Source organism: Denitromonas ohlonensis (assembly GCF_007625205.1).
Taxonomy (GTDB): Bacteria; Pseudomonadota; Gammaproteobacteria; order Burkholderiales; family Rhodocyclaceae; genus Nitrogeniibacter; species Nitrogeniibacter ohlonensis.
This window is the reverse complement of the sequence record NZ_VMNI01000008.1, coordinates 120281-146842: the sequence shown is the minus strand read 5'-3', so window position 1 is coordinate 146842 and position 26562 is coordinate 120281. Positions and strand designations below refer to the sequence as shown.

Annotated in this window: 27 protein-coding genes; 15 read left to right on the top strand and 12 right to left on the bottom strand. The window is 64.3% G+C overall.

The annotated features are described in order from the left end of the window. Positions 1–75: 75 nt before the first annotated feature. The 8 genes from FHP89_RS10435 to gatC form a co-directional block, all read right to left on the bottom strand. A complete protein-coding gene (locus FHP89_RS10435) occupies positions 76–492 on the bottom strand; it encodes an HIT family protein (protein WP_144175950.1) in 417 nt (138 codons plus the stop codon). Positions 493–575: 83 nt separating this feature from the next. Beyond that, a complete protein-coding gene (locus FHP89_RS10430) occupies positions 576–1397 on the bottom strand; it encodes a class II glutamine amidotransferase (RefSeq protein WP_144175948.1) in 822 nt (273 codons plus the stop codon). A 27-nt stretch (positions 1398–1424) separates the two neighbouring features. Further along, on the bottom strand, positions 1425–1883 hold the full coding sequence (locus FHP89_RS10425) for a DUF1499 domain-containing protein (RefSeq protein WP_144175946.1): 459 nt from the start codon (positions 1881–1883) through the stop codon (positions 1425–1427). After that, entirely contained in the window at positions 1880–2401 is a 522-nt protein-coding gene (locus tag FHP89_RS10420) for a DUF3617 domain-containing protein (RefSeq protein ID WP_144175944.1), read from the bottom strand. The genes FHP89_RS10425 and FHP89_RS10420 overlap by 4 nt, the downstream gene beginning before the upstream one ends. A 79-nt stretch (positions 2402–2480) precedes the next feature. Next, positions 2481–3938 carry an Asp-tRNA(Asn)/Glu-tRNA(Gln) amidotransferase subunit GatB gene (gene gatB / locus FHP89_RS10415; protein ID WP_144175942.1) on the bottom strand — a complete coding sequence of 486 codons (1458 nt, stop codon included), beginning with the start codon at positions 3936–3938 and terminating at the stop codon, positions 2481–2483. 57 nt (positions 3939–3995) lie between these two features. Further along, the gene (locus tag FHP89_RS10410; RefSeq protein ID WP_144175940.1) at positions 3996–4586 is read right to left on the bottom strand and encodes a hypothetical protein; all 591 of its coding nucleotides are present in this window, start codon (positions 4584–4586) and stop codon (positions 3996–3998) included. A 16-nt stretch (positions 4587–4602) separates the two neighbouring features. Further along, a complete protein-coding gene (gatA, locus tag FHP89_RS10405) occupies positions 4603–6057 on the bottom strand; it encodes an Asp-tRNA(Asn)/Glu-tRNA(Gln) amidotransferase subunit GatA (RefSeq protein WP_144175937.1) in 1455 nt (484 codons plus the stop codon). Positions 6058–6084: 27 nt separating this feature from the next. Continuing rightward, the gene (gene gatC, locus FHP89_RS10400; RefSeq protein WP_144175935.1) at positions 6085–6372 is read right to left on the bottom strand and encodes an Asp-tRNA(Asn)/Glu-tRNA(Gln) amidotransferase subunit GatC; all 288 of its coding nucleotides are present in this window, start codon (positions 6370–6372) and stop codon (positions 6085–6087) included. Positions 6373–6462: 90 nt separating this feature from the next. Here gatC and FHP89_RS10395 point away from each other — a divergent pair, with 90 nt between their 5' ends. The 12 genes from FHP89_RS10395 to FHP89_RS10340 all read left to right on the top strand — a co-directional run bounded on the left by FHP89_RS10395 (position 6463) and on the right by FHP89_RS10340 (position 17908). After that, a complete protein-coding gene (locus FHP89_RS10395; RefSeq protein ID WP_144175933.1) occupies positions 6463–7506 on the top strand; it encodes a rod shape-determining protein in 1044 nt (347 codons plus the stop codon). Between the two features lie 69 nt (positions 7507–7575). After that, positions 7576–8451: a rod shape-determining protein MreC gene (gene mreC, locus FHP89_RS10390; RefSeq protein ID WP_144175931.1), complete on the top strand. Its 876-nt coding sequence runs from the start codon at positions 7576–7578 to the stop codon at positions 8449–8451. Positions 8452–8455: 4 nt separating this feature from the next. Then, entirely contained in the window at positions 8456–8977 is a 522-nt protein-coding gene (gene mreD, locus FHP89_RS10385) for a rod shape-determining protein MreD (RefSeq protein ID WP_144175929.1), read from the top strand. Between the two features lies 1 nt (position 8978). Further along, a complete protein-coding gene (gene mrdA / locus FHP89_RS10380; protein ID WP_144175927.1) occupies positions 8979–10868 on the top strand; it encodes a penicillin-binding protein 2 in 1890 nt (629 codons plus the stop codon). A gap of 13 nt (positions 10869–10881) precedes the next feature. Next, positions 10882–12021: a rod shape-determining protein RodA gene (gene rodA, locus FHP89_RS10375; protein WP_391525603.1), complete on the top strand. Its 1140-nt coding sequence runs from the start codon at positions 10882–10884 to the stop codon at positions 12019–12021. Positions 12022–12033: 12 nt separating this feature from the next. Further along, positions 12034–13002 carry a septal ring lytic transglycosylase RlpA family protein gene (locus FHP89_RS10370; RefSeq protein WP_144175925.1) on the top strand — a complete coding sequence of 323 codons (969 nt, stop codon included), beginning with the start codon at positions 12034–12036 and terminating at the stop codon, positions 13000–13002. Positions 13003–13113: 111 nt separating this feature from the next. After that, a complete protein-coding gene (locus FHP89_RS10365; protein WP_144175923.1) occupies positions 13114–14241 on the top strand; it encodes a D-alanyl-D-alanine carboxypeptidase family protein in 1128 nt (375 codons plus the stop codon). Between the two features lie 13 nt (positions 14242–14254). Beyond that, the gene (locus tag FHP89_RS10360) at positions 14255–15115 is read left to right on the top strand and encodes a D-amino acid aminotransferase (protein WP_144175921.1); all 861 of its coding nucleotides are present in this window, start codon (positions 14255–14257) and stop codon (positions 15113–15115) included. Next, positions 15105–15377 carry a YbeD family protein gene (locus tag FHP89_RS10355; protein WP_144175919.1) on the top strand — a complete coding sequence of 91 codons (273 nt, stop codon included), beginning with the start codon at positions 15105–15107 and terminating at the stop codon, positions 15375–15377. The genes FHP89_RS10360 and FHP89_RS10355 overlap by 11 nt, the downstream gene beginning before the upstream one ends. A gap of 4 nt (positions 15378–15381) precedes the next feature. Continuing rightward, entirely contained in the window at positions 15382–16032 is a 651-nt protein-coding gene (gene lipB / locus FHP89_RS10350; protein ID WP_144175917.1) for a lipoyl(octanoyl) transferase LipB, read from the top strand. 30 nt (positions 16033–16062) lie between these two features. Next, positions 16063–17010 (top strand): lipoyl synthase, encoded by a 948-nt coding sequence (lipA, locus tag FHP89_RS10345; protein WP_144175915.1) that lies wholly within the window; start codon positions 16063–16065, stop codon positions 17008–17010. A gap of 214 nt (positions 17011–17224) precedes the next feature. Further along, positions 17225–17908 (top strand): DUF4197 domain-containing protein, encoded by a 684-nt coding sequence (locus FHP89_RS10340; protein WP_144175913.1) that lies wholly within the window; start codon positions 17225–17227, stop codon positions 17906–17908. A 22-nt stretch (positions 17909–17930) separates the two neighbouring features. On the opposite strand, the gene FHP89_RS10335 is transcribed toward FHP89_RS10340, so the two are convergent. After that, positions 17931–18527, bottom strand: a complete 597-nt coding sequence (locus FHP89_RS10335) for a Yip1 family protein (RefSeq protein WP_186300240.1) — start codon at positions 18525–18527, stop codon at positions 17931–17933. A gap of 191 nt (positions 18528–18718) precedes the next feature. Here FHP89_RS10335 and FHP89_RS10330 point away from each other — a divergent pair, with 191 nt between their 5' ends. Beyond that, complete coding sequence (locus FHP89_RS10330; RefSeq protein ID WP_144175909.1) at positions 18719–20701, top strand: UvrD-helicase domain-containing protein; 1983 nt, start codon at positions 18719–18721, stop codon at positions 20699–20701. Between the two features lie 322 nt (positions 20702–21023). On the opposite strand, the gene FHP89_RS10325 is transcribed toward FHP89_RS10330, so the two are convergent. Next, complete coding sequence (locus FHP89_RS10325; protein WP_144175907.1) at positions 21024–21914, bottom strand: LysR family transcriptional regulator; 891 nt, start codon at positions 21912–21914, stop codon at positions 21024–21026. 101 nt (positions 21915–22015) lie between these two features. Between FHP89_RS10325 and FHP89_RS10320 the strand changes: the two genes are divergently transcribed. Continuing rightward, positions 22016–23221 (top strand): MFS transporter, encoded by a 1206-nt coding sequence (locus tag FHP89_RS10320; protein ID WP_144175905.1) that lies wholly within the window; start codon positions 22016–22018, stop codon positions 23219–23221. Positions 23222–23588: 367 nt separating this feature from the next. After that, positions 23589–24200, top strand: coding sequence for a hypothetical protein (locus tag FHP89_RS10315; protein WP_144175903.1), 612 nt, complete (start codon positions 23589–23591; stop codon positions 24198–24200). 26 nt (positions 24201–24226) lie between these two features. Here FHP89_RS10315 and eno read toward each other — a convergent pair whose 3' ends face one another. Then, positions 24227–25525, bottom strand: coding sequence for a phosphopyruvate hydratase (gene eno, locus FHP89_RS10310; RefSeq protein ID WP_144175901.1), 1299 nt, complete (start codon positions 25523–25525; stop codon positions 24227–24229). Beyond that, entirely contained in the window at positions 25522–26535 is a 1014-nt protein-coding gene (locus FHP89_RS10305; protein WP_144175899.1) for a phosphotransferase family protein, read from the bottom strand. Before FHP89_RS10305 ends, eno begins: the two co-directional genes overlap by 4 nt. Between the last annotated feature and the right edge of the window lie 27 nt (positions 26536–26562).

Sequence of the window (26562 nt, the reverse complement as noted above, 5' to 3'; positions counted from 1 at the left end):
CGTTATTGTTTTTGCGTCAAGTGATGCTGCACTGCGTCTGACTGCCCTGCATGATGACCTGCCCTGTGCTCACGATCAATCATCCGTTCGGCCAATCCATTCGGTCAGCGCAATCGCCAGTTGGGTGTCGCTGACCGCCGGCTGGGCGGGGGCGGCGCGTTTTGGCGCAGCCCAGATGGGGTCTGGAAAGTGGGCATCGTCGGCATAGCGGGCAATGACGTGCCAGTGCAGGTGCGGCACCATGTTGCCCAGGCTCGCCAGGTTGATTTTAGTGGGCGAAAACACTTGGCGCACGGCGGCTTCTGTCGCCAGGGTGATGTTCATCAGATGGGCGCGATCGGCCACCGCCAGATCCGTCATTTCAGCCACATGCGCATGCCAGATCACCCGACAATAGCCGTGATAGTGCGCGTCGGCGACCCGAATGACACGGCATCGGTCGTCGCGCCACAGTACGCGTTCGGCCTCAGGCTGGCACAGCGGGCAATCCATCGGATCTCCTGTTGACGCAAAATGTTTCAAAACAATTCAAAGTGCAGTATGCCTCCAAATTTTGTCCGCGTCGTGACGGTATGTCACGTTGACGGACAGCTTTCGGAGCGAAAAAACGGGCGTGTAACGTAATTTTCCATCGTCATCGGCGCGCCGTCGCAGAAGGTCAGCAAGGTGCCCGGGGCGATGGTGTGCCAGGCCTCGTTGTCGGTCAGCGGCGTGGTGGCAATCACGGCCACCCGGTCATCGGGCGTGGTGACCTGATCGAAATCGATGGTCACGTCCTGATCGGTGAGGTGGGCCTCGGCAAAGGGGGCCTGCCGGATGATGTAGCTGAGCCGTGAGGCGCAGTGCGCAAACAGCTTGTCGCCATTCGAGAGCAGGAAGTTGAACTCACCGAAGGCGCCGATCTCGGTGGCCAGTTCGCGCAGTGTTTCGTGCAATTCGGCCACCGGCGGCGGGCCGTCGGGAAAGCGCTGCGCCAGCGTATTGAGGATCTGGCAAAAGGCGCGCTCGGAGTCCGTCGTACCGACGGGCCGAAAGCGGCCGCTGGGTTCGGGGGCGTAGGTTTTGAGGTCGCCATTGTGGGCAAACAACCAGTATTGCCCCCATAGCTCGCGCATGAACGGGTGGGTGTTTTCGAGCGTGATGTCGCCATGCGTGGCCTTGCGGATATGCGCGATGACGTTGAGCGAGCGGATAGCGTAGCTGCGTACCAGTTCAGCCACCGGCGACTCGATGCTTGGCCGCGGGTCGAGAAACACGCGGCAACCGCGCCCTTCAAAGAAGGCGATGCCCCAGCCGTCCTGGTGGATATCCGTCAGCCCCCCGCGGGCCTGGAAGCCGGTGAAGGAAAAACAGATATCGGTCGGCACGTTGCAGTTCATGCCCAACAGTTGGCACATGAGGGGATCCTCGGTTGGGGGCTCTCTCTATTCTAGGCGGTTCCCGCCGGAAGCCCGAGTGAAGATGCGTAACAGGCGCGCGCGATTGACGCCAAAATCGGAGTAGCCGCTGCAGGCGGCGCTGCGCACGGCGAGCTGGCCGTCGGGGCGCTGGATGACATGGGCTTCGTCGACGAAGCCGAACAGTCGGGAGCGAAAGTGGGCGATGAACCACTGCGGCCCGTTAGCCACGATCTCGCTGCGCGGCTCGGCCAGTGCGGCCTCGCGTAGTGCCTCAAGCGTCAGGCCGGCCGGTGGTGTGATGCGACGCTCGTCCGTCGGATGCTCGGTGGATACGCAGTTGGGGCGGTCGGTGCAGGGCAGCAGTTCGCTCGCCGCGTCGGCCACCGGCGGGCCGCTGCAGCTTTGCCAGGGAGTTGCCGCGAGGGCCGGTGAGGTCAGCGTCATGAGCGTGAAGGCAATGGCGGCGAGCGAGGGCGTGCTCATCGACCCGGGATCTTGGGTAGGTTCTGCATCATCTTGTTGAGGTCGATGCCGCCCATGCCTTGCGGCATGTCGGGCAGGATCACGTCGCCGACTTTCTGCCCCGGTCGGCAGGGGCCGAGCCACTTGGCCTCCATGCGCATGCGGGTGCTGGCCATGCCATTGAGCGGTGGGGCGAAGGTGCTGGTGAGCTGGCCGGCGTAGCGGCTGGCAAAGTCGCCGCTGAAGCTGCCTTTGGTGGTGACCTTGCTGCCTTCGGCCTGACAGACGGATTCGATCAGCACCCGGTCGTCGACGCGCACGACATGGGTTTTGTCGCAGCGGCCGGCGGCTTCGTGGCGGGCAAGATCATCGAGGTTTTCACCCACGCACACATGCGCGCGATGGGTGAAGCCGGGCAGCTGATCCATCTGCATGGCGTGTTCCCACAGGCCGGGCTTGCGCTTGGGAATGTCGGTGTTGGCCAGCGCGGGGGCGGTGGCGAGGGCAAGCAGTGCGGCGGTGCAGCAGATGAGGCGCATGGCGGTCTCGGAACGAGGGAGTCAGGCCGCCAGCATAGCAAAAGCCGCGACGCCGCGAAGGGCGTCGCGCGGGCGGGTGTCAGCCGCCGAGTTTGCTGCGCAGCACCTCGTTGACCTGAGTCGGGTTGGCCTTGCCGCGCGACGCCTTCATGACCTGCCCGACCAGCGCGTTGAGCGCTTTTTCCTTGCCGGCGCGGAACTCTTCGACCGACTTCGGGTTGGCGGCGAGCACCTCGTCGACGATGGCTTCGAGCGCGCCGCTGTCGTTCATCTGCTTGAGGCCTTGGTCGGCGATGATCGTGTCGACATCGCTGCCCGCGTCATTCCACAGCGCGTCGAAGACTTTCTTGCCGGCGTTGTTGGAGATGGTGCCGTCGGCGATGCGTGCGACCAGCGCGGCCAGCTGCGTCGGGCTGACCGGCGAGTCGGTGATGTCGCGCTCGGCCTTGTTCAGGCGCGCGGCCAACTCGCCCATGATCCAGTTGGCGCAGGGCTTGGCCAGTGCGTCGCCGGCGGCAGCGACCGCGGCTTCAAAATAGGTGGCGGCGTCGCGGCTGGATGTCAGCGTGATGGCGTCGTAGGCCGACAGGCCCCAGTCGGCCTCGAAGCGCGCGCGCATGGCGCCGGGCAGCTCGGGCAGCGCGGCGCGGGTGCGCGCGATCCATTCGTCGCTGATGACCAGCGGCAGCAGGTCGGGATCGGGGAAGTAGCGGTAGTCGTGCGCGTCTTCCTTGGAGCGCATCATGCGGGTCTCGCCGGTGTCCGGGTCGAACAGCACGGTAGCCTGCTCAACGCGGCCGCCGTCTTCGATGCGCTCGATCTGCCACTGAATTTCGTAGTCGATGGCCTGCTGCAGAAAGCGGAAAGAGTTGAGGTTCTTGATTTCGCGGCGGGTGCCCAGTTCGGCACCGGGGCGGCGCACCGAGACGTTGGCATCGCAGCGGAAGGAACCTTCCTGCATGTTGCCGTCGCAGATGTCGATCCAGCGCACCAGTGTGTGCAGGGCGCGGGCGTAGGCCACCGCTTCGGCGGAGGAGCGCATGTCGGGCTCGGAGACGATCTCGAGCAGCGGCGTGCCGGCGCGGTTGAGGTCGATGCCGCTCATGCCGTGGAAATCTTCGTGCAGGCTCTTGCCGGCGTCTTCTTCGAGGTGGGCGCGGGTCAGGGTGATGGTCTTGTCGTAAGCCGCATCACCTTCGCCGACCCGCACCGTGACCTGCCCGCCCACCACCACCGGCAGCTCGAACTGGCTGATCTGATAGCCCTTGGGCAGGTCGGGGTAGAAGTAATTCTTGCGGGCGAACACGCTTTTCGGCGCAACCTGGGCGTCGATGGCGAGGCCAAAGCGGATCGCGCGTTCGACCGCACCCTTGTTGAGCACCGGCAGCACGCCGGGCAGGGCGATATCCACCGCGCTGGCCTGGGCGTTGGCTTCGGCGCCAAAGGCGGTGGTGGCGCCCGAAAAAATCTTCGAGGCGGTGTTGAGCTGGGCGTGAATCTCCAGCCCGATGACGACTTCCCAATCCGGTCGGCTCATGGCGGTGTGCTCTTTGTGTCTATCGGGGCGCCGCAGATCGACGCCCTGTCATTCAATTCAGTCGCAGCGGCCGACCCGGCGGTCAAACAGGATCGGCAGCGCATCGTAAAAAACGGCCTGCGGCGCGCAGTGCGCCGCGCAGTTGTTATAGGCCAGCACCACTTGCGGGCCTTGCTCCCAGAGCATCAGCGTGCAGCCGCTGTCGTCGCGGGCGCGCAATTCGATGCTCGGCAGGATCTGGGTTTGTTCGAAGTCGGCCAGCGCAAACTCGCAGGCGCCCTTGGGTTGCGCCACCCGGGCGCGCAGATAGCGCACCTGGCCTTGCGCCACCTCGACATCGGCCTGCACGGTGTGTTTGCGCTCGTCGCGGGCGGCGCAGCGCATGGCCAGGTCGATGGGGGCTGCGGTCATGGCGCGGCCAGAGCGCGTGGCGCGCGGGGCTGGCGGCGCAGGCGGTGTGGCCGCCAGCGGCTCGGCAGGCAATTCGCGCAGCTCGGGTTGCGGCGTGGGCAGAATGATGGGCTGCTCGGGCCTGCGATCAGGCGGCGGAAACGGCGTGCTGCAGGCGGCCAGCAGCACGCCCGTGCCGAGCACGGCGAGCCGGCGGGCGCGCCATGGGGCGAGTGCGAGGGTGCCGGTTGCCTGCATGCGGGGCGCGCCGGGTTCAGCCCACCGCCGGCATGCGCCGATGCCAGTCCGTGGCCTGCTGGAAGCCGTGGGCCACATTGAGCAGGCGGGCTTCGTCGAAATAGTTGCCGATCAGTTGCAAACCGACGGGCAGATCGCCCGCGCCGGTGCCGCAAGGCAGCGACAGACCGGGCAGGCCAGCCAGGTTGACGGCGATGGTGTAGATGTCTTGCAGATACATCTGCACCGGATCGTCGCTCTTCTCGCCGATCGGCCAGGCCACGGTGGGGCTGGTCGGGCCGGCGATGACGTCGCAGTGTGTGAAGGCGGCGATGAAGTCTTCGGCGATCAGGCGGCGCAGCTTCTGGGCTTGCAGGTAGTAGGCGTCGTAGTAGCCATGCGAGAGCACATAGGTGCCAACCAGAATGCGGCGTTTGACCTCGGCACCAAAGCCCTGGGCGCGGCTCTTGCTGTACATGTCGGCCAGATCGACATATTCGGGGGCGCGGTGGCCGTAGCGCACGCCGTCGAAGCGCGACAAGTTGGAGCTGGCTTCGGCCGGGGCGATCACGTAATAGGCGGGAATCGCCAGCTTGGCGTTGGGCAGGCTGACTTCGACGGTGGTGGCGCCGAGCTGGCGGTACTGCTCGAGTGCGGCCTCGGTGGCGGCGCGAACGTCATCGTCCATGCCTTCGGCGAAGAATTCTTTCGGCAGGCCGATGCGCAGGCCGGCCAGCGGCTTGCCCAGCTCACGGGTGTAGTCCTCGGTGTCACGCTCGACGCTGGTCGAATCGCGCGGATCGAAGCCGGCCATGGCTGACAGCAGCAGCGCGCAGTCTTCGGCTGAGCGGCCAAAGGCGCCGCCCTGATCGAGCGAGGAGGCGTAGGCGATCATGCCGTAGCGGCTGACCACGCCGTAAGTCGGTTTGATGCCGGTGACGCCGGTGAGCGCGGCGGGCTGGCGCACCGAGCCGCCGGTGTCGGTGCCGGTGGCCATCGGCGCCAGGCGCGCGGCCACGGCGACGGCCGATCCGCCGGACGAGCCACCGGGCACGCGGGACGCGTCCCAGGGGTTCTTGGCGGGGCCGAAATGCGAGTTTTCGTTGGACGAACCCATCGCGTACTCGTCCATATTGGTCTTGCCGAGCATCACCGCGCCGGCGGCCTTGAGCTGGCTGACCACATGGGCGTCGTAGGGGCTGACGAAATTTTCGAGCATTCTGGAGGCGCAGGTGGTGCGTACGCCTTCGGTGCAGAACACGTCCTTGTGCGCCAGCGGAATGCCGGTCAGCGGGCCGGCCGTGCCGGCGGCAAGGCGGGCGTCGGCGGCGCGTGCCGCGCTCAGTGCGCCGTCACGGTCGACCGTGATGAAGGCGTTGAGCGACGGGTTGAGCGCGTCGATACGATCAAGAAAGAGCGTGGCGAGTTCGACGCTGGAGAGCGTCCCGGCGCGCAGGGCGGCCGCGAGGTCTTTGAGACTGGCTTCGATCATGGCTGTGTGGGGGCCGCGGCGGGCGGATTACTCGATGACTTTCGGAACCAGGTACAACCCGGCTTCGACTTGCGGAGCGACGCGCTGGTAGGCGTCGCGGCGGTCGGATTCGGTGACGATGTCGTCGCGCAGGCGCTGGGCAACGTCTTGCGGGTGCGACATGGGTTCAACCTGCGACGTGTCGACGGCCTGCATCTGCTCGATCAGGCCGAAGATGTTGTTCAGTTTGTCGAGGGTGTCCTGCGCCTCGCCTTCGCCCAACTCGATGCGGGCCAGCCGCGCAATGTGACGAACCTCGTCGATGGACAGAGACATGGGGAAACAAACCTGCTTAAATCACAAGGGTTTGTAGGTTATCATAATCGTTTATCTTCCCACTGCCCCACAGCACTTCCCGGGATATTCATGTTCGGTTTTCTGCGCTCTTACTTTTCCAACGACCTCGCCATCGACCTCGGCACCGCCAATACCCTCATTTATGTGCGGGCCAAAGGCATCGTGCTTGATGAACCGTCGGTGGTCGCCATCCGCACCGAAGGCGGACCCAACGCCAAGAAAACGATCCAGGCGGTCGGCCATGCGGCCAAACAGATGCTGGGCAAAACGCCTGGCAACATCACTGCCATCCGGCCGATGAAAGACGGCGTGATCGCCGACTTCGTGGTCACCGAGCAGATGATCAAGCAGTTCATCAAACGGGTGCACGACACGCGCCTGTTCTCGCCCAGCCCGCGCATCATCGTCTGCGTGCCCTGCGGTTCGACCCAGGTCGAACGCCGCGCGATTCGCGACGCGGCCCTCGCGGCCGGTGCCAGCCAGGTGTATCTGATCGAAGAACCGATGGCGGCGGCCATTGGTGCCGGCCTGCCGGTGGCCGATGCGACCGGCTCGATGGTCGTCGATATCGGCGGCGGTACCACCGAAGTGGGCGTGATCTCGCTGGGTGGCATGGTGTATTCCGGTTCCGTGCGCGTGGGTGGCGACAAGTTTGACGACGCCATCGTCAATTACATCCGCCGCAACTACGGCATGCTGATTGGCGACACCACGGCCGAGAACATCAAGAAAGAAATCGGCTCCGCCTTCCCGGGCTCTGAAGTGAAAGAGATGGAAGTGAAGGGCCGCAACCTGGCCGAGGGCATTCCGCGCAGCTTCACGATTTCGTCCAACGAAATCCTCGAAGCGCTCAACGAGCCGCTCAACCAGATCGTCTCAGCGGTGAAAATCGCGCTTGAGCAGACCCCGCCCGAACTCGGCGCCGACATTGCCGATCGCGGCATGGTGCTGACCGGCGGTGGCGCCTTGCTGCGCGATCTCGACCGTCTGCTGATGGAAGAGACGGGCCTGCCGGTGATCGTGGCCGAAGACCCGCTCACCTGCGTTGCCCGCGGTTCGGGCATGGCGCTCGAAAAGATGGACAAGCTAGGCTCCATCTTTACTTCTGAATGATCGATGCGAACGGGCGCGTGCGGTCCTGCGCCCGTGGCACCGCTTGCAACGCAGCCTTGAAGTGATGCCGTGGTAGGTCACGCTCCTCCACCTATTTTCCGCCGTGGACCCGCCCCGCTGGTCCGCCTGTGGTTTTTCGTTATCGTCTGTCTGGCGATGCTCGTCGCCGACCTGCATTTCCGTTATCTCGAAGTGGTGCGCCAGACCTTGTCGGTGGTGCTCTATCCGGTCGAAATGGCCGCGGCGACGCCGGCCGAGTTCGTCAGCAATGCGTCCAAGTACTTCGCCACGCTGATCAAGGTGCAGCGCGAGAATCGCGAAATGCGCCGCAAGGCGCTGGCCGACGCCGAGCGTCTGCTGCGGCAGACCGATCTGGAGCAGGAGAACACACGCCTGCGCGGGCTGATGGCGATGTCCGAGCGCATCAGCGTCACCTCCGTCGCCGCCGACGTGCTCTACGAAGCGCGCGATGTGTTCTCGCGCAAGGTGATCGTCGATCACGGCTCGCAGCAAGATGTCACCGCCGGTCAGGTGGTGGTCGATGAACTCGGGGTGGTCGGTCAGGTCACACGGGTCTATCCCATTCAATCCGAGGTGACCTTGCTGACCGACAAGGCCCAGGCCGTGCCCGTGCGGGTTGAGCGCACCGGTCAGCGTGGCGTGGTGTATGGCGCGGGCGAAGGCATGCTCGAATTGCGCTATCTGCTCGCCAATGCCGATGTGCAGCCGGGTGACCGGCTGGTCACCTCCGGGCTGGACGGCCTCTTTCTGCCCGGCCTGCCGGTGGCACGGGTGGTCAGCGTCAATCGTGAGTTGCAGGCCTTTGCGCAGATCGTGTGCGAGCCGGTGGCGCGGGTGGGTCATGCCGCGCAGGTGCTGATCCTCGGCCGCGCCCAGCCAGCGCCCGAGCGTCAGGTGCCCCCGGCCGACACGCCGAAGGATTGACGGCATGCAACCGACCCACCGCTCTCGCCGCATCCTCCGCCCGGTCCGCATCTGGTTTGTGTACCTGTCGCTGTTCGTGGCCTTGTTGCTGTCCTATATTCCGACCGGCCAGTTGCCCGGCGTGCCTGACTGGGTGGCGCTGCTGCTGGCCTTCTGGTGTGTGCGCGAGCGCCAGGTCGTCGGTATGGGCGCCGCCTTCGTGTTCGGGATATTGGTCGATATCGGCCATGGCGCGGCGATGGGGCAGCACGCCCTGGCCTATGTGCTGCTGGCCTATGCCGCCAATGCGGTGTCGCGGCGGGTGCTGTGGTTCGCACCGATCCAGCAGTCGGTGCAGATCCTGCCGCTGCTGCTGGGCGCCCAGGTGGTAATGGTGCTGGTACGGATGATTGCCGGTGCCGAGTTCCCGGGCTGGAGCTACTTCCTGAGCAGCGCGACCGGTGCGCTGCTGTGGTTGCCCCTGCATTTCGTGTTGTTGCTGCCTCAGTACCAGCCCGAAGACCGCGACGACAACCGGCCGATCTGAGATGACCGAGTTTCGTTCCCCCGATCAGGAGGTCAGCCGGCTGCGCGTGCGGCTGGTGGTCGCCGGCGTGTTCATGCTGCTGTGCCTCAGCCTGCTGGCGGCCCGGTTTGTGTATCTGCAGGTGATGCGTTTCGACTACTACCACACCCGTGCCGAAGACAACCGGATCGCGCTGGTGCCGGTGCCGCCCAATCGGGGCGCCATCGTCGATCGCAACGGCAAGGTGCTGGCGCGCAACTTTGCAGCCTACACGCTGGATATCACGCCCTCGCAGGTGGAAGACCTGGACGAGACGATCGACCGTCTTGCCGAGATTGTGGATATTTCGGATTACGATCGGCGCCGTTTCAAGAAATTCCGCGAAGAGAGCAAGTTCTTCGAGAGCGTGCCCATTCGTACCAAACTCACCGACGAAGAGGTTGCGCGCTTCATCGCCCGGCGCTATCTGTTCCCCGGCGTGGACGTGCAGGCCCGCCTGTTCCGCGAGTACCCGCAGGGCGATCTGCTCGGGCATGTGGTCGGCTATATGGGGCGGATCAATAACCGCGACGTCGACCATATCGAAGCGCGCGGCGAGACGGCCAACTACCGTGGCACCGAGCATATCGGCAAGCGGGGGCTGGAAGAGAGTTACGAGGCCGAGTTGCATGGCAAGACCGGCTCCGAGCAGGTCGAGGTGGATGCCGGCGGGCGCAAGGTGCGCTTGCTCAGCCGCCGCACCGCGGTGCCCGGCAACAGCTTGATCCTGACCGTGGATGCCGGCCTGCAGGCCGTCGCCCACCAGGCGTTCGGCGAGCGACGCGGCGCGCTGGTGGCGATCGAGCCGTCCACCGGCGGCGTGCTGGCGCTGGTGTCTTCGCCCAGTTTCGACCCCAACCTGTTTGTGGACGGCATTTCGGTGGCCGACTGGCGAGGCCTGAACGAGTCGCCTGACAAGCCGCTGCTCAACCGCGCCATTTACTCGGCCTATCCGCCGGGCTCCACCTTCAAGCCCTTTATGGGGCTGGCGGGCTTGAGCACCGGCAAGCGCACGCCGCAGCAGGCCATCGCCGATCCGGGCTTCTATGTGTTCGGCGGTCACCGTTTCATGGACGACAAGATCGGCGGGCACGGCATGGTCGATCTGCACACCTCCATCGTGCAGTCGTGCAATACCTATTACTACATGCTGGCGAATGATCTGGGCATTGAGGGGATTGCGGATTTCATGCGCCCCTTCGGTTTCGGTCAGCTCACCGGCATCGATCTGCCCGGCGAGGCTGACGGCGTGCTGCCGTCGCCGGACTGGAAGCGCAAGCGTTTCAAGAAGCCGGGGCAGCAGAAATGGTATGGCGGCGAGACCATCTCGGTCGGCATTGGTCAAGGTTACAACGCCTACACGCCGCTGCAGCTGGCGACGGCCTTGTCGGCGCTGGTCAACGATGGCGTGATGTTCAAGCCGCATGTGGTCAAGTACGTGGTCGATCCGCAAACCGGCGCCCGCCGCGAGGTCGAGCCCAAGCCGATCCGCCAGATTCCGCTCAAGCCGGCCCATCTGGCGGCCGTCCGTGCGGCCATGGTGGATGTGAACAAGACCGGTACCGGGGCGCGTGCCTTTGCTGGCGCGGAGTATTCGGCCGGCGGCAAGACGGGTACGGCACAGGTGTATTCCTTGAAAGGCACCAAATACAAGGAAGGCAATGTCGCCGAGCGACTGCGTGACCACTCGTGGTTCATCGCCTTTGCGCCGGCCGACAAACCGCAGATTGCCTTGGCCGTGCTGGTCGAAAACGGGGGCTTTGGTTCGCGCTCGGCCGCGCCGATTGCGCGTCAGGTCATCGACTATTATCTGCTGGGCAAACGCCCGGCCGGCCAGGCGTCGGAAGACGAAGACGCCCCGGCGGACCATTGAGGAAGGCCGGCTGATGGAACTGCGCTTACATCCGGTGGCCCTGATCCGCGCCATCTTGCGCCCGATCGATCCCCCCTTGTTTTTGCTGCTGACGGTGCTGCTGGCGGCGGCGCTGGTGGTGATGCAAAGCGCCTCGCCGGCTCGGATGGAGGCGCAGCTGGTCAATACCGGCGTGGCGCTCGCCTTGATGTGGGTGACGGCGCGCATTCCCTCGGCGCGCTTGCTGTCGCTGGCGATGCCGCTGTATGTGGTCGGCGTGGTGTTGCTGGTTGGCGTGGCGCTGTTTGGCGAAATCTCCAAGGGCGCACAGCGCTGGCTGGATCTGGGCGTGGTCCGCATTCAACCTTCCGAGCTGATGAAGATCGCCATGCCCTTGATGCTCGCCTGGTTCTTTCAGCAGCGTGAAGGCGCCATCGGTTTTGTCGAATTCGTGCTCGCCGGCGTGTTGCTGGCGGTGCCGGTCGCCCTGATCGTCACCCAGCCGGATCTGGGCACCAGTTTGCTGGTGGCGGCGGCGGGCTTGTACGTGATTTTCTTTGCCGGCCTGAGCTGGAAGCTGATCGTGCCGCTGGTGCTGGTGGCGGTGGTCGGCTTGGGCTCCATCGTGGCGTTTGGCGACACGCTGTGCCAGCCCGAGGTGGATTGGCAGGTCTTGCGGGAGTACCAGAAGCACCGCGTGTGTACGCTGCTCGATCCGACCTCCGATCCGCTCGGCAAGGGCTTCCACATCATCCAGTCGACCATTGCGATTGGCTCCGGCGGGATGTTCGGCAAGGGCTGGATGCAGGGCACCCAGACGCATTTATCCTTCATTCCCGAGCGCCACACCGACTTCATTTTTGCCGTCATGGCCGAAGAGTTTGGCTTGATCGGCGCCTTGGTCTTGCTGGTGGTGTTGTTCATGCTCCTGCTGCGCGGTCTGATGATCGCCGCGGTCGCGCCGACCCTCGGTACGCGGCTTCTGGCCGGCGCCATCACCATGATTTTCTTCACTTATGCCTTTGTGAACATGGGGATGGTCAGTGGTATCCTGCCCGTCGTCGGGGTGCCTTTGCCTTTCATCAGCTATGGCGGCACGGCCTTGGTGACCTTGTGCATCGGGGTCGGCATCCTGATGAGCATCCAGCGCGAGCGTGCGCTCAGCCAGTCCTGACTTCGCGACCCAATGCGTCTATTGTCTGCCCGCCTGTTGTTGATGTGCCTCGCCGCCACGCTGGCGGCCTGCTCCAGTGCGCCAACCAGCAAGGGCGGCGGCGCGGTGCCGGGCGCCATCCCCGATTTGCCGCGTCGTGGCGGTGGTTACTACAAGGACGACGGTCCGGGCGACAACGTGCCGGCCGACCTGCACACCATTCCCGACGCGGTGCCGCGTGACGAACCCGTGCATCGCGCCAGTACGCGGCCTTACACCGTGTTCGGCAAGGACTACGCGCCGATGGCGGTGCGCGACGACTTTCGCGAACGCGGTCGGGCTAGCTGGTATGGCCGAAAGTTTCATGGCAAGAAAACCTCGATCGGCGAAACCTACGATATGTACGCCATGACGGGCGCACACAAGACCTTGCCGCTGCCCAGCTATGTGCGGGTGACCAACGTGGCCAATGGCAATTCGGTGGTCGTGCGCCTGAACGACCGCGGCCCCTTTCACTCGGGGCGGATCATCGATCTGTCCTACGCGGCGGCCTACAAGCTCGGCTACCTCGGGCAGGGCAGCGCGGAGGTCGAGATCGAAACCGTCGGGCCGGACGACGCACCGGTGCTGCGTGCCGCCGAGCCGACGCCGCCCGTTCATGTGGCCGCCGCGGCGCCGGTGGCAAGCGCAACCGAGGTGGCGTCATCGCCTTCTGTCGACCCGGCCGCCATCCTCAACGGCGCGCATGTCACCGCCTTGCCGTCGACGGATGAGGGCGTGTACCTTCAGCTGGGCGCGTTCCAGACCCGCGACAATGCCGAAGGCTTTCGCGGCCATGTAGCGGCCGAGCTCGACTGGCTGCGTGAGCGATTGTCGGTGCTGGACCACGACGGCCGATTTCGTCTCCAGGCCGGGCCGTATGCCAGCGCGGCCGTCGCCCGCGCAGTCGCAGCGCGCATCGCCGATGCGCTGGATGTCCAGCCTTTCTTGGTGTCGCGTTGAACCGACGCCCGCGATTTTGGTCAGGCACTGCGGTCGGCCTATAATCGTCCGGCCTTAGCTGGCGTTGGCTAATCGCCTTTTTCCGTGTTTTTTCAGGATTTCCCCTTGCCCATGCGTTTCTTTGCTGTATTGCTGTTTTCGTTGATGTCTCTCTCGTCGCTGGCGCAGAGTGCCCCGCCGCCGGCGCTGGCCGCCAAGGCGTGGTTGCTGGTCGACTACGGTGCCAATCAGGTGCTGGCCGCGCATAACGCCGAGGAGCGTATCGAGCCGGCGTCCTTGACCAAGTTGATGACGGCCTACCTGACCTTCTCGGCCTTCAAGGCCAACACGCTCACGCGCGAGCAGGTGATCCCGGTGTCCGAGCGGGCCTGGAAGATGGGCGGCTCGCGCATGTTCATCGAGCCGCGCCATGAAGTGACGGCCGACCAGCTGGTGCACGGCATGATCATTCAGTCGGGCAACGACGCCAGCGTGGCGCTGGCGGAGGCGATCGCCGGCTCCGAAGAAGCCTTTGCCGAGCTGATGAACCGCGAAGCCAAGCGCCTTGGCATGACCGGCACCCAGTTCAGGAACTCGACCGGCATGCCGGACGACCAGCACTACACCACCGCCCGCGATCTGGGCGTGCTGGCGACGGCGGTGATTCGTGACTTCCCGGAGGACTACCGGCTGTATTCGGAAAAGGAATACACCTACAACAATATCCGTCAGCCCAACCGCAACCGCTTGTTGTGGATGGACGCGACGGTCGACGGCGTCAAGACCGGTCACACCGAAGCGGCCGGCTATTGCCTGGTGTCGTCGTCGGTGCGCGGGCCGCGCCGGCTGATTTCGGTGGTGCTGGGAGCGGATTCCGATGGCGTGCGCGCGCAGGAATCGCTCAAGCTGCTCAACTACGGCTTCCAGTTCTTCGACACCGTGACGCTTTACGAAAACGCCGCGCCGGTGTCGCGTTTCCGCGTCTGGCAAGGCACGGCCGAAGAGGTGCCGGTCGGCTTCCTCAAGACCTTCGTGTTGTCGGTGCCCAAGGGCCAGGCCGACAAGTTGCAGGTCAGCCTGAACAGCGTTCAGCCGCTTGAGGCGCCGGTGCATAAAGGTCAGGAAGTCGGTGCGATGACGCTGTCGCTCGACGGGCAGGCCATCGGCACTTATCCGGTGGTCGCCCTCGAAGAAGTCACCCTGGCTGGCTGGTTTGGCCGGATGTGGGATGCGATTCGCTGGTGGATCAAGAACCTCTGAGACGGAGTCTGACATGAGCGTGTGCTACCTCAACGGCGATTGGCTGGAACTGTCCGAAGCGCGGGTGTCGCCGATGGACCGCGGCTTTCTTTTTGGCGACGGCGCCTATGAAGTGCTGCCGGCTTACTCCGGCAAGCTGTTCCGCCTCGACGAACACCTGCGCCGTCTGGAGCAGACCCTGTCGAGCATGGGCCTGCCCAACCCGATGAGCCGTGACGAATGGCGCCAGACGCTGCGCGGCATCGTCGAACGCAATCCGTGGCCGGATCAGTCCATCTATCTTCAGGTCACGCGCGGCGTGGCCGAGGTGCGCACGCACGCCTATCCGGCGGACGTGACACCGACCGTGTTTCTGATGAGCGAAGCGCTGGTCACGCCCTCGGACGAGATGCGTGCGGCTGGTGTGGCCGCGGTCAGCTCGGCCGATTTCCGCTGGCTGCGGTGCGATCTCAAGACCGTCTCGCTGCTGGCCAACTGCATGCTCAAGCAACTGGCGGCCGAAAAAGGCTGCATGGAAACCGTATTGTTCCGCGACGGTTTCCTGACCGAAGGCGCGGCCTCGAGCATTTTTGTGGTGCACGACGGCGTCTTGCATGTGCCGCCCAAGAGCCATCTGATGCTGCCCGGCATCACTTACGATGTGGTGCTGGAACTGGCCCGCGACCGCGGCATGCCTTGTCAGGTGCGCGAAGTGCTCGAAGAAGAGGTCCGCTCGGCCGACGAGCTGTGGATGACCTCTTCGACCAAGGAAGTGCTGCCCATCACCCGTCTGGATGATCGCGCCGTCGGCAAGGGCAAGCCCGGCCCGATGGCCGAGCAGATGATCGAGTGGTATCAGGACTACAAGAACCAGGTGATGCGCCGTGGCGGATGAGCCCAAAACCTCGCTGATCGACTTCCCCTGCGCCTTCCCGCTCAAGATCATGGGCGTGAAGGTCGACGCCTTCGCCCAGACCGTGGCCGAGGTGGTGCTTAAGCATGACGCCAGCTTCGACCCGGCCACCATCGAGATGCGCCCGTCCAGCAAGGGCACCTATCTGTCGCTCACCTGCACGGTGTGGGCGGTGTCGCAGCCGCAGCTCGACGAGCTCTACCGCGAGCTATCCGGTCACCCGATGGTCAAGGTGGTGTTGTAAGGCCATGACAGTGGCCAGTTGCGTGCGGCGCGATCTTGGCCGCGTCCCCTACGAGCCCACCTGGCGCCAGATGCAGGCGCTCAACGACGCGCGCGACGCGAGCACACCTGACGAGTTGTGGGTGCTTGAGCACCCACCGGTCTACACTCTAGGCATGGCCGGCAAGCCAGAGCATCTGCTGTGCGAAACCGATATCCCCATGGTGCGCATCGATCGCGGCGGCCAGATCACCTATCACGGCCCCGGCCAGATCGTGGTCTACCTGCTCATTGACCTGCGTCGGCGTGGCCTCAAGGTGCGCGAAATGGTGCATCTGATGGAGCAGGCGCTGATCGACACCCTGGCCGACGATGGTCTCGCCGCCGAGCGTCAGAACGGTGCGCCCGGGGTGTATATCGGCGGAGCCAAGGTCGCCGCACTGGGTCTGCGCGTCAAGAACGGGTGCAGCTACCATGGCCTGAGTCTCAATGTCGATATGGACTTGACACCATTTACCTGGATCAACCCCTGCGGCTATAGTGGCCTGCAAACCACCCAGCTTCGCGATCTGGGCGTCGACACCGAGCAAGCCGTCGTCGCCGATCGTCTGATTGGTCATTTAGAACGCCTGTTGCCGCCGCTGCGCGCAGGCGCGTTGGAATCAGCGTCCGATTGAAGGCGCGATGAATCAATGAAGGAAACCCCCATGGATACCCCCTCCCGCAAACAGCGTGGCGCCGAGAAAACGGCCCGCATCCCGATCAAGATCGTGCCCGCCGAGCGCCTGCGCAAACCCGAGTGGATCCGCATCAAGCTCGGCAGCGGCGAAGAGGTCGAGCGCTTCAACGAGATCAAGGCCACGCTGCGCGACCAGAAGCTGCACACCGTGTGCGAAGAAGCCTCCTGCCCGAACATCCATGAATGCTTCGGCAAGGGCACGGCCACCTTCATGATCATGGGTGACATCTGTACCCGTCGCTGCCCCTTCTGCGATGTGGGCCATGGCCGCCCCGATCCACTCAACGCCGACGAGCCCAAAGACCTGGCCAGCACCGTGGCCGCCATGCGCCTCAACTATGTGGTGGTCACCTCGGTCGACCGCGACGACCTGCGCGACGGCGGTGCCCAGCACTTTGTCGAATGCATCCGCGCCGTGCGTGAAGCCTCGCCCAAAACCAGCATCGAAGTGCTGGTGCCCGACTTCCGTGGCCGCATGGACATCGCCCTCGAAATCTTCGATCAGGCACCGCCCGACGTCATGAACCACAACCTCGAGACCGTGCCCCGCCTCTACAAGCAGGCCCGCCCCGGTTCCGACTACGCCTACTCGCTCGAGTTGCTCAAGCAGTTCAAGGCGCGCCACCCCGAGGTGCCGACCAAGTCCGGCCTGATGGTGGGTTTGGGCGAGACCGACGACGAGATCCTCGAAGTCATGCGCGACCTGCGCGCCCACGACGTCGAGATGCTCACCATCGGTCAATATCTGCAGCCCTCCGGCGGCCACCTGCCGGTCTTGCGCTATGTGCACCCCGACACCTTCAAGATGTTCGAAACCGAAGCGCTCAAGATGGGCTTCAAGAACGCCGCCTGCGGCCCGATGGTGCGCTCCTCCTACTGGGCCGACCAGCAAGCCCACGGCGCCGGCGTCGTCTGATCTGCGCTCCGACGGGTCAGCCGCGCTGGCCCGTCCCGGCTCAAATGCTCGCTTCGGCGGGCATTTTTTCTGTCGTCTCGCGGCACGTGCACGGCAGCTCCGATCGCCGCGCGCAATGACGCCGCCAATTGAAAACATGCGTGAGCGATGCCCGCCGGGCGGGGCGTCCGGTGCTACAGTGGCCGTTCAAGGATGGCATCCATGGAGATCTCCGATGCGAACACTGATTCGAACCCTGGCCGTGCTGGCCATTGCCTTGCCGGCCTGGGCCGGTGGCCTCGACGGCCTCACCAATAGCCAGGCCACCTCGGGCCTGCGTGAAGCGCTCGACCAGGGCGCCCGCGCCGCGGTCAGCCAGCTGGGCCAGAACGGCGGCTTTTTGAACAACCCCAAAGTCCGCATCCCGCTGCCCGGTGTGCTCGAAAAAGCCAAGCCGATTCTCAGCATGCTCGGACGCGGCAAGGACATGGACAAGCTCGAAACCGCCATGAACCAGGCCGCAGAAGCCGCCGTGCCCGAGGCCAAGACCTTGCTGGTCGACGCGGTCAAGCAGATGAGCGTGGAAGACGCCAAGAACATTCTCACCGGCGGTGAGGATTCGGTGACCCGTTATTTCGAATCGAAAACCCGCGAGGCGCTCACCGGCCGCTTCATGCCGGTGGTCACCGAGCAGACCAACCGTCTGTCGCTGGCCAAGCAGTACAACAAGCTGGCCGACAAGGCGAGCGCCACCGGCCTGCTCGAGGGCGATGAGGCCTCGGTCGAGCAGTACGTGACCGCCAAGGCGCTCGACGGGCTTTACCTCACCATCGCCGAGCAGGAGCGCGCGATTCGGCAGAACCCCATGCAAGCCGCCGGCTCGCTGGCCAAGCGGGTGTTTGGCGCCCTCGGTCGCTAGATCCGGCAGGCGCCGTCGTGCGTCAGCGCCAACCCAGGATGGCGCTGACGATCAGGGCCATCATCATCACCAGGCCAATCCAGGCGGCGACGCCGACCAGCGTGATGCGGTTGGCCACGCCATGCGCCAAGTGACTGTCGCTCACATGAAGCAAGGGGCCGACGCCGTGGCGAATGAGCGCCACCGTGCCCACCCAGGCCAATGCGCCAACCGCCAGGTTGAACCAAAGGCTCGGCACCAGTAACGCCAGCGACGCGAGCCACAGCGGGACTGGTGCGATCGCCGCCAGCGAGAAGCTCTGGTCGAAGCCGGGGCGGTCCGTTCGAGCCTGAGTGATCTGCCGGATCAGGTCGGCCATCATGAACACCATGGCCACTTCGACGACAAAGAACACGCCGCCGACGATCAGCGCTTCGGTGATGCCCAAGGGCGGTTCGAGCAGCGGAAAGACCTGGCCGGGGTGGGCCATGTTGGCGTAGGCGTACATCAGCGGTGGCAACAGCGATAGTGGCATGACCACCGCCAGCAGCATCTTGTTGACGCCCGGATGCATGCGTTCGACATCGCGCCAGCCGTCGGTCTCCGAGACCAGCATGCGGGGAAGATCGGTGAGTGTCATGGTCGTCCTCCTTGAAAGGTGGCGCCGACCCGTCGCCGGCGCCGGGTGCATGACACTAGTGAGACCGATGGCGCGCGCAGAGGTTCGCGTCCGTCCCCTGGTCGGCCGGGCAGGCGCGGCGCGCCGTCCCGGCGTAAAATGTGCCTCGCGCCGCCCCGTCCGGGCGGCGCCGTTTTTCATTCTCAGGTCCCATGTCCGCACACCTCAACGCCCCCCAGCGCGAAGCGATCCGCTATCTCGACGGCCCCTGCCTGGTGCTCGCCGGCGCCGGCAGCGGCAAGACGCGAGTGATCACGCAGAAGATCGCCCACCTGGTCGAGACCTGCGACTTCAGCCCCAGCAACATCGCCGCCATCACCTTCACCAATAAGGCCGCCAAGGAAATGCAGGAGCGCGTCGGCGGCCTGCTCGGCGGCGGCAAGGCGAAGGGGCTGACGGTGTGCACCTTCCATGCGCTGGGTGTGCGCATGGTGCGGCAAGAGGCCAAGCATTGCGGGCTCAAACCGCAGTTTTCGATTCTCGATGCGGCCGACGCCAACCAGATCATCGCCGACATCGTGGCCGACGCTGACCGCGCCTACGCGCGCTCGCTGCAATGGGTCATTTCCGGCTGGAAGAACGCCATGATCCCGCCCGAAGAGGCGGTCAAGCTGGCCAATGATGATGTGTCGGCGGCCGCCGCGAAGGTGTACGGCGAGTACGAGCGCACCCTGCGCGCCTACCAGGCGGTCGATTTCGACGACCTCATCGGCCTGCCCGTCCGGCTGCTCGAAGAAAACGACGAAGTGCGCGAGCGCTGGCAGAACCGCCTGCGCTACCTGCTGATCGACGAGTACCAGGACACCAACCGCGCGCAATACCGCTTGCTGCGCCAGCTCTCCGGCGTGCGCGGCGCGTTTACCGCGGTGGGCGACGACGACCAGGCCATCTACGCCTGGCGCGGTGCCGACGTCGAAAACCTGAATCTGCTGCAGACCGACTACCCGCGCCTCAAGGTCATCAAGCTGGAGCAAAACTATCGCTCCAGCGCGCGCATCCTCGGCGCGGCCAACACGCTGATCGCCAATAACGAAAAGCTGTTCGAGAAAAAGCTGTGGTCCGAACACGGCCCCGGCGAGCCGATCCGCGTGGTGGCCTCGCGCGATCCGGAAGCCGAGGCGCAACTGGTGGCTATGCGTATCCAGGCGCACCGCTTCGAATTCAAGACCAAGTTTTCCGACTACGCCATTCTCTATCGCGGCAACCACCAGGCGCGCCTGTTCGAAAAGCAGCTGCGCAACAACAAGATTCCGTATGTGATCTCTGGCGGCCAGTCCTTCTTCGACAAGGCTGAGATCCGCGACCTGATCAGCTACCTGCGGCTGATGGTCAATGGCGACGACGACCTGGCCTTCATCCGCGCCATCACCACCCCGCGCCGTGGCGTGGGTGCCGGCACCATCGAAGCCCTCGGCCGCTACGCCGGCCAGCGCCATGTGAGCCTGTTTGAAGCGGCCTTTGAAGAGGGCGCGGCCCACCATCTCAACGCCCGCCAGCTCGAATCGGTGCAGGAGTTCGGCCAATTCATCAACAAACTGGCCCACCGCGCCGAGCGCGAAAGCGCCGCGCAGGTGCTCGAAGCCCTGCTGCACGAAATCAACTACGAAGGCTGGCTGCTTGGCAGTTTCGATACCCGCGAGGCGGAAACCAAGTGGAGCAACGTGCGCGACTTCGTCGAATGGCTGGGCAGCAAGGGCGAGAAAGACGGCAAGAGTCTGCTCGAACTCACCCAGACCATCGCCCTCATCTCCATGCTCGACAAGAACGACGAGGAATTCGACGGCGTGCAACTGGCGACACTGCATGCCTCGAAAGGCCTGGAGTTCAAGCACGTCTTCCTGATTGGGGTGGAAGAAGGCCTGCTGCCGCACCAATCGGCGCTGGACGAAGGCAACCTCGCCGAAGAACGACGGCTGATGTACGTCGGCATCACCCGCGCCCAGCGCTCGCTCACGGTCACCTGGTGCGAACGCCGCAAGGCCGGGCCCGATGTGCGCGTCTGCGAAGCCTCGCGCTTCATTGGCGAGATGGGCGAGGGCGTCGCCGTGGCGAAAAAAAACGACGCGCCAGTGAGCCAGGATGAGGGGCGGGAACGGCTGGCGAATCTGCGGGCCCTGCTGGGGAGCAAGTCCTAGGGCGGAAGCCACCGTCGGTGAGAGTCCGGCGGGTGCGGTCCGCGCCATCTCAACATTGCCGGCCAGGATCTCAAACGCGTGCGACGTGAAAGGCGAAATAGTCCGAAGACGTGCGTCACGTCAGTCGAGGCACGGAGGTCGCGAGTCGATAGCGATTCTTTGGCTGGCGATTGTCGGAGTGGTCAGCCATGCATGAGCGCTAGCAGGACCCCGTTTCTACACAGCCGACAAAAACGACTCGTGACTTCGAGGATGGTGCTCTTCAGCAGAGCAATCACCGATTGCAGCCGTTCCTATTCGAGTCTCTACCGGCGGCCCTGCACTAAAGCTGCTCACTTAGCCGCTCGGCCAGAAAATTGACCAAAGCAGAAACACGGGTTGCCAAGGCCTCCTGTTTGTAAAACACCGCCCACACTGGCTGCGCCCAAGGGAGTGTTTCAGATTCCAGGACGGGAACTAGATTGCCACTCAGCACATCCTGACGGGTCAGGAAGTCGGCGAGGCAAACCACGCCGGCCCCAGTTAAAGCCAAGTGTCGAAGGGTCTCTCCGCTGGAGGCGGCAATCACAGGAAGCACGGGCAATCCATCACCCGTTTGTTGGGGGAAAGGCCATATATTGAGCGATATGGGCGCCGTGAAACCAAGTATCCGATGCCGCAAAAGCTCGCTGGTATTCGCTGGTGTTCCATGACGGGCCAGATATGCCGGGGACGCTAAAACGCGGAGGCGGCTGGAGCCCAGCTGTCTGGCATTCAGGGTGGAGTCGGCCAATGGGCCGATGCGAATAGCCAGATCGGCTCGCTCATCAATTAGATCGACCACAGTTTCCCCGCTGATCAACTCGAGTCGCACCATGGGGTAGGCATCCAGAAAATCCGCCGTCAGGGGGGCGATCAAGTGGTCCAAAACGGGCGTGGCCGCATTCAGGCGAACCAAGCCTGATGGTTGGGACAGGCGGGCGGCCAGTTGATCTTCCGTGTTCTGTAGCTCAGCAAGAATTTTTCTGGCGCGTGCCAACAACCACTCACCTTCTTCTGTCAGGCTCAGTCGTCGTGTGGTTCGCTTGATCAGCGTCATGCCGAGTTGCGCTTCCAGCCGTGAAATGGTTCGACTGACCCCCGATGGACTCTGTCCAAGGCGCTCGGCAGCGGCCGAAAATGAACCCGAATCTATGATCGAAACAAGACCAATAAGGGCCTCCAAGCTAAGCATTGTTGACTCCGAGTCAAAAGTGTAATGTAGCTGAAGCGATTTTTCTTTGCTTGAGCCAAGTTCAAACTGCGACGCATCGTTTACCCATCAAGGACAAAACCATGCCTCTCGCACTTTGGGCGCTGACACTCAGCGCCTTCGCTATCGGAACGACTGAGTTCGTGATTGTTGGACTGATCCCGACGATTGCCGCCAGTCTGAATGTCTCTGTCCCTTCGGCTGGGCTTCTGGTCAGTCTGTATGCCCTGGGGGTGGCCATAGGCGCGCCGGTATTGACCGCGCTGACAGGACGTGTGCCACGCAAAAAACTGTTGTTGGGTTTGATGGCTTTGTTCACTTTTGGCAATCTGGTTGCCTGGATGGCACCAGGCTATGAGGCGCTCATGGCAGCGCGTGTGCTCACCGGGTTGGCACACGGCGTATTCTTCTCCATTGGATCCACCATCGCCACCAGTCTGGTGCCCAAGGAAAAGGCCGCTAGTGCCATTGCGCTGATGTTCACCGGGCTGACCGTTGCTCTGGTCACCGGCGTGCCGCTGGGTACCTTCATCGGCCAGGCATTTGGCTGGCAATCGACTTTTCTGGCTGTCTCACTGCTGGGCGCGATTGCGTTTGTCGGCAGCTGGATTCTGGTGCCAAACAACCTGGCACAAAGCACGCCGGCGTCGCTGATGGCACAGTTCGCGGTGTTGAAAAAGCCGCGCCTGCTGCTGGTGTACGCGATGACTGCCTTAGGCTACGGAGGCTCGTTCATCGCCTTCACCTACCTCGCGCCGATTCTGCAAGAAGTCTCTGGTTTCTCTGCTGGCAGTGTCAGCCTGGTCATGCTGGTATATGGGGTGTCGGTCGCGTTTGGCAACATCTGGGGTGGCAAACTGGCAGACAAAAAAGGGCCGATTGGGGCGCTTCAGATTGTCTTTGCGCTACTCGCACTGGTGTTGTTTGCGCTGACTTTCACTGCTTCCAACACCTCGTTTGCGCTGGCAACGGTCTTGGCATGGGGGGCTGTTGCGTTCGGCAACGTACCGGGCTTGCAGGTGTATGTGGTACAGCGCGCCGAGCTTGATGCACCTGAGGCTGTGAATGTTGCCTCAGGCTTGAATATCGCCGCGTTCAATATCGGGATTGCAGGTGGTGCCTGGGGCGGTGGGCTGATCGTTGCTCAATTTGGTCTGATGGCAACACCTTGGGTCGGCGCGCTGGTCGTGCTCGGCGCACTGGGGCTGACAACACTGGCCGGGCGGTTGGATCGCCGAGATGGCATCCAGCCCAGCGCCAGATCAACCCATACGGTTGCGGCTCATTGAACTCATGTTGGCCTTTGACCGGGGCAGCACGCGTAGGTTGGGCTGACGAAGGAAGCCCAACATTTGGTGTTTCATGATTGCGCGGCTGAATGTTGGGCTTCGCTGTGCTCAACCCAACCTACATGGTGCCGTTGCGCACCTACGACGGACGGCTCCGGGTCGATCGCCGTCTCTGCCCTGAATGATTTGCCAAAGTGAAGTATGCGCAGGTGCGCATTGCGGCCTCGACCCGGCCAGGACGCGCGCATCGGAAGCGCCCGATTACGCCGCGAAACAGCTCAGGCGGGAATTTGCTGACCGATTGTCTGTCAGAATCCGCATCGCCTCGGTGCGTCACGTGTGTGCGCACGGCATGGGAGTTCGCCTCATGATTGCCCGTCTGTTGACTGTTCTGGTGTGTCTGCTTTCCCTCAACGGCTGTGCCAGTTCTGCGCTCCAGCAATCGTGGAGCGCGCCGGATGCGCAGGCTCATGCGCTGGGCAAGTCGGTGGTGTTTGCCCAACTGGCTTCGGAGGCCGACCGGCGGCGTTCCGAAGATCTGTTTGCGCAGGTGCTGGCGCCGGCGATGGACGTCTCCGCTGGCTATGCGGTGGTCGGTGAGTCGGTGACTGATGCGTCGGCGCTGGCCAGGGCCAAGGCGCAGGCGCTGAAGCTCGGTTACGGCTCGGCGCTGGTGGTGAAGGTGGTGTCGACCCGCGACGAGCGGGTGTACCGGCCGGGCAGCCCCTTCATGTTTCCGCCGGGCTTCGGTTACTACGGTCGGCACGGCTATATCGGCCATCCGTTCATGATGGATCCGGGCTACTACGAGACGCTGCGCGTCGCGGTGGTGGAGTTGAGCCTGTATGCCTTGCAGGGCGAACATCTGGTGTGGAGTGCCAATGCCGAGGTGATCGACTCGGCCAACCTGGAGGGCGTGGTGCGCCGGTTGGCCGACGCGATGCTGAAGGACTTGCTGGCCAAGGGCGTGTTGCCCTAGGCCCAGCCAGCGCTTCCGATCGACAACTACCTCGTTGTGCGCCCCCACGGAAACGCGCTGCGCGGCGCGAGTTGTCCGCCGGCCTGGCCGAGCGCTTCGGCGATGCGCAGGCCTTCGTTCCATTTGGCCATGCGCTCCGAGCGCGAGAACGAGCCGACTTTGAGCTGTTTGGCCCCCCAGCCGACGGCCAGGTGGACGATGGTGGTGTCTTCGGTTTCGCCCGATCGCGCCGAGACAATGCTCTCCCAGCCCGCCGCGCGCGCAGCGTCGAGCGCGGCGCGGGTTTCGGTCAGGGTGCCGGCCTGGTTGGGTTTGATCAGCGCGGTGTTGCAGGCGCCGAGTTCTGCGGCGCGGTCGATGCGCGCGGCGGTGGTGCAGATGAAGTCGTCGGCCACCACCTCGACACCGGGGCCGGCGGCGAGGGTAAATTTGCGCATGCCTTCGGGGTCGTCCTCGCCGAGCGGGTCTTCGATCGACACGATGGGGTAGCGGGCGAGCCAGCCGAGCAGCATCTCGGAGAGGCCGTCAGAGTCGATCTCGCGGCTGTCGCGGGCCAGGGTGTAGCGGCCGTTTTTACCGAAGTCGCTGGCGGCGATGTCGAGCGAGATGGCGACATCCTGCCCCGGCGTGTAGCCGGCGCGTTCGATGGCGCGCACGAGAAATTCCAGCGCCCGGTCGTTGGTGTCGAAGGCCGGCCAGTAACCGCCTTCGTCGGCCACGCCCTGCAGCAGCTTGGCTTCGCCCATCAGGGCGCCGGCAGCGCGATAGACCTCGGCCACCATTTCCAGCGAGTGAGCGTAGTCGGTGGCGCCGACGGCGATGACCATGAAGTCCTGCACGTCGACCCGGCGTCCGGCATGCGCGCCGCCGCCGAAGATCTGGATCTCGGGGAGCGGTAGTATCCGGTCTTGGCGATCGCCGGCCAGATAGCGCCACAGCGGCATCCGCAGCCCGGCCGCGGCAGCATGGGCAATGGCCATGGACGTGGCGACCAGGGCGTTGCCGCCGAGGCGATGCTTGTTGGGTGTGCCGTCGAGGGCGATCAGCGCGGTATCCAGCGCGGCCTGATCGGTGGCGTCGCGACCGGTGAGCAGATCGGCGATCTCGCCATTGACCGCGGCCAGCGCGCCTTGCACATCGTGTCCGCCAAACGGGGCGCCGCCGTCGCGGCGATCCAGCGCTTCGCCGCTGCCGGTGGAGGCGCCGGCCGGGGCGATCGCGCGCCCGACGGCACCGCCGACCAGGGTGATTTCGGTTTCCACGGTGGGGCGGCCGCGAGAGTCCCAGACCCGACGGCCTGTGACGGATTGAATCTGCGTGCTCATGCGTCGAGTTCCTTGTTCCAGGCCGTCGATACGTCGGACAGGCGGGCCGGGGGTGAGTGAAGCAACGCACACGCACAGCGGCGCACATGAGCGCGCTGGGTGTCGTCCGTCAGGTATTCGGCGGGTGATTTGCCATCGACCCGCGCCAGCAGCAGCCCGGGCAGCAGGCTGGCAGCGCGCGCTTCGAGGGCGTCGGCCGGCTCCCAATCCACCTCGGCCAGATAGGCCGTGCTCAGTGCGGCGAAGCAGGCCAGGAAGTCGGCGCGCGCGGCGGGGTTCCACAGGCACTTGAGCAGCAGGTGGTTGAGGCAGAAGGCCAGATCGAAGGCCGGGTCGCCCATGCAGGCGCATTCGGCGTCGAGAAACACCGGGCCATTCGGGCCCAGCAGGATGTTCTTCGGGCTGACGTCGCCGTGCACCATGGTGCGGTGGATCTCACCGGTGCGCTGGCTGAGGGCAAACAGCGTGTCGCGTAAATCGGGGTGCGCCAGCGCGGTGGCTTCGAGATAGGGTTCGAGCCGGATGGCGTGGAAGATGTCGTTGGGCCAGAACAGCGCGGCGACGTCGGGCTTGTTGGCCGTGGCGGCGTGAATGCGGCCGAGGCGGCGACCGACTTCGGCGGCGTCGCGCGGGTTGGCCCGGCCATCGCGCAGTTCGGTTTTCCAGAGCCGATGATCTTCGGGCGGCAGATAGCTCATGGCACACAGCATTTCGTCCGGATCGTGCAACAGCACTTCGGGCACGGCCTCGGGCAGGATCGCGTGGACGACGCGGAACCAGGCGACCTCATACTGGTTGCGCTCGACCGGTGCCTGCCAGTCGGCGGCGACCTTGAGTTTGGAGAGCGCCCGCTTGACGCAGAAGCTGCCGCGCGACGTGGTGACCTTCCAGATGTCGGACGAGACACCGCCGGTCAGCGCTTCGAAAACGGGCTGTTCGGCAGGGTTGACGAGCCCGGCTTTCTGGAGCGTGGCGAGCAGGCGCGCATCGGGTTGTGCTTTGTCATTCATGGCGAACTCCACCATCAGTGAATGATC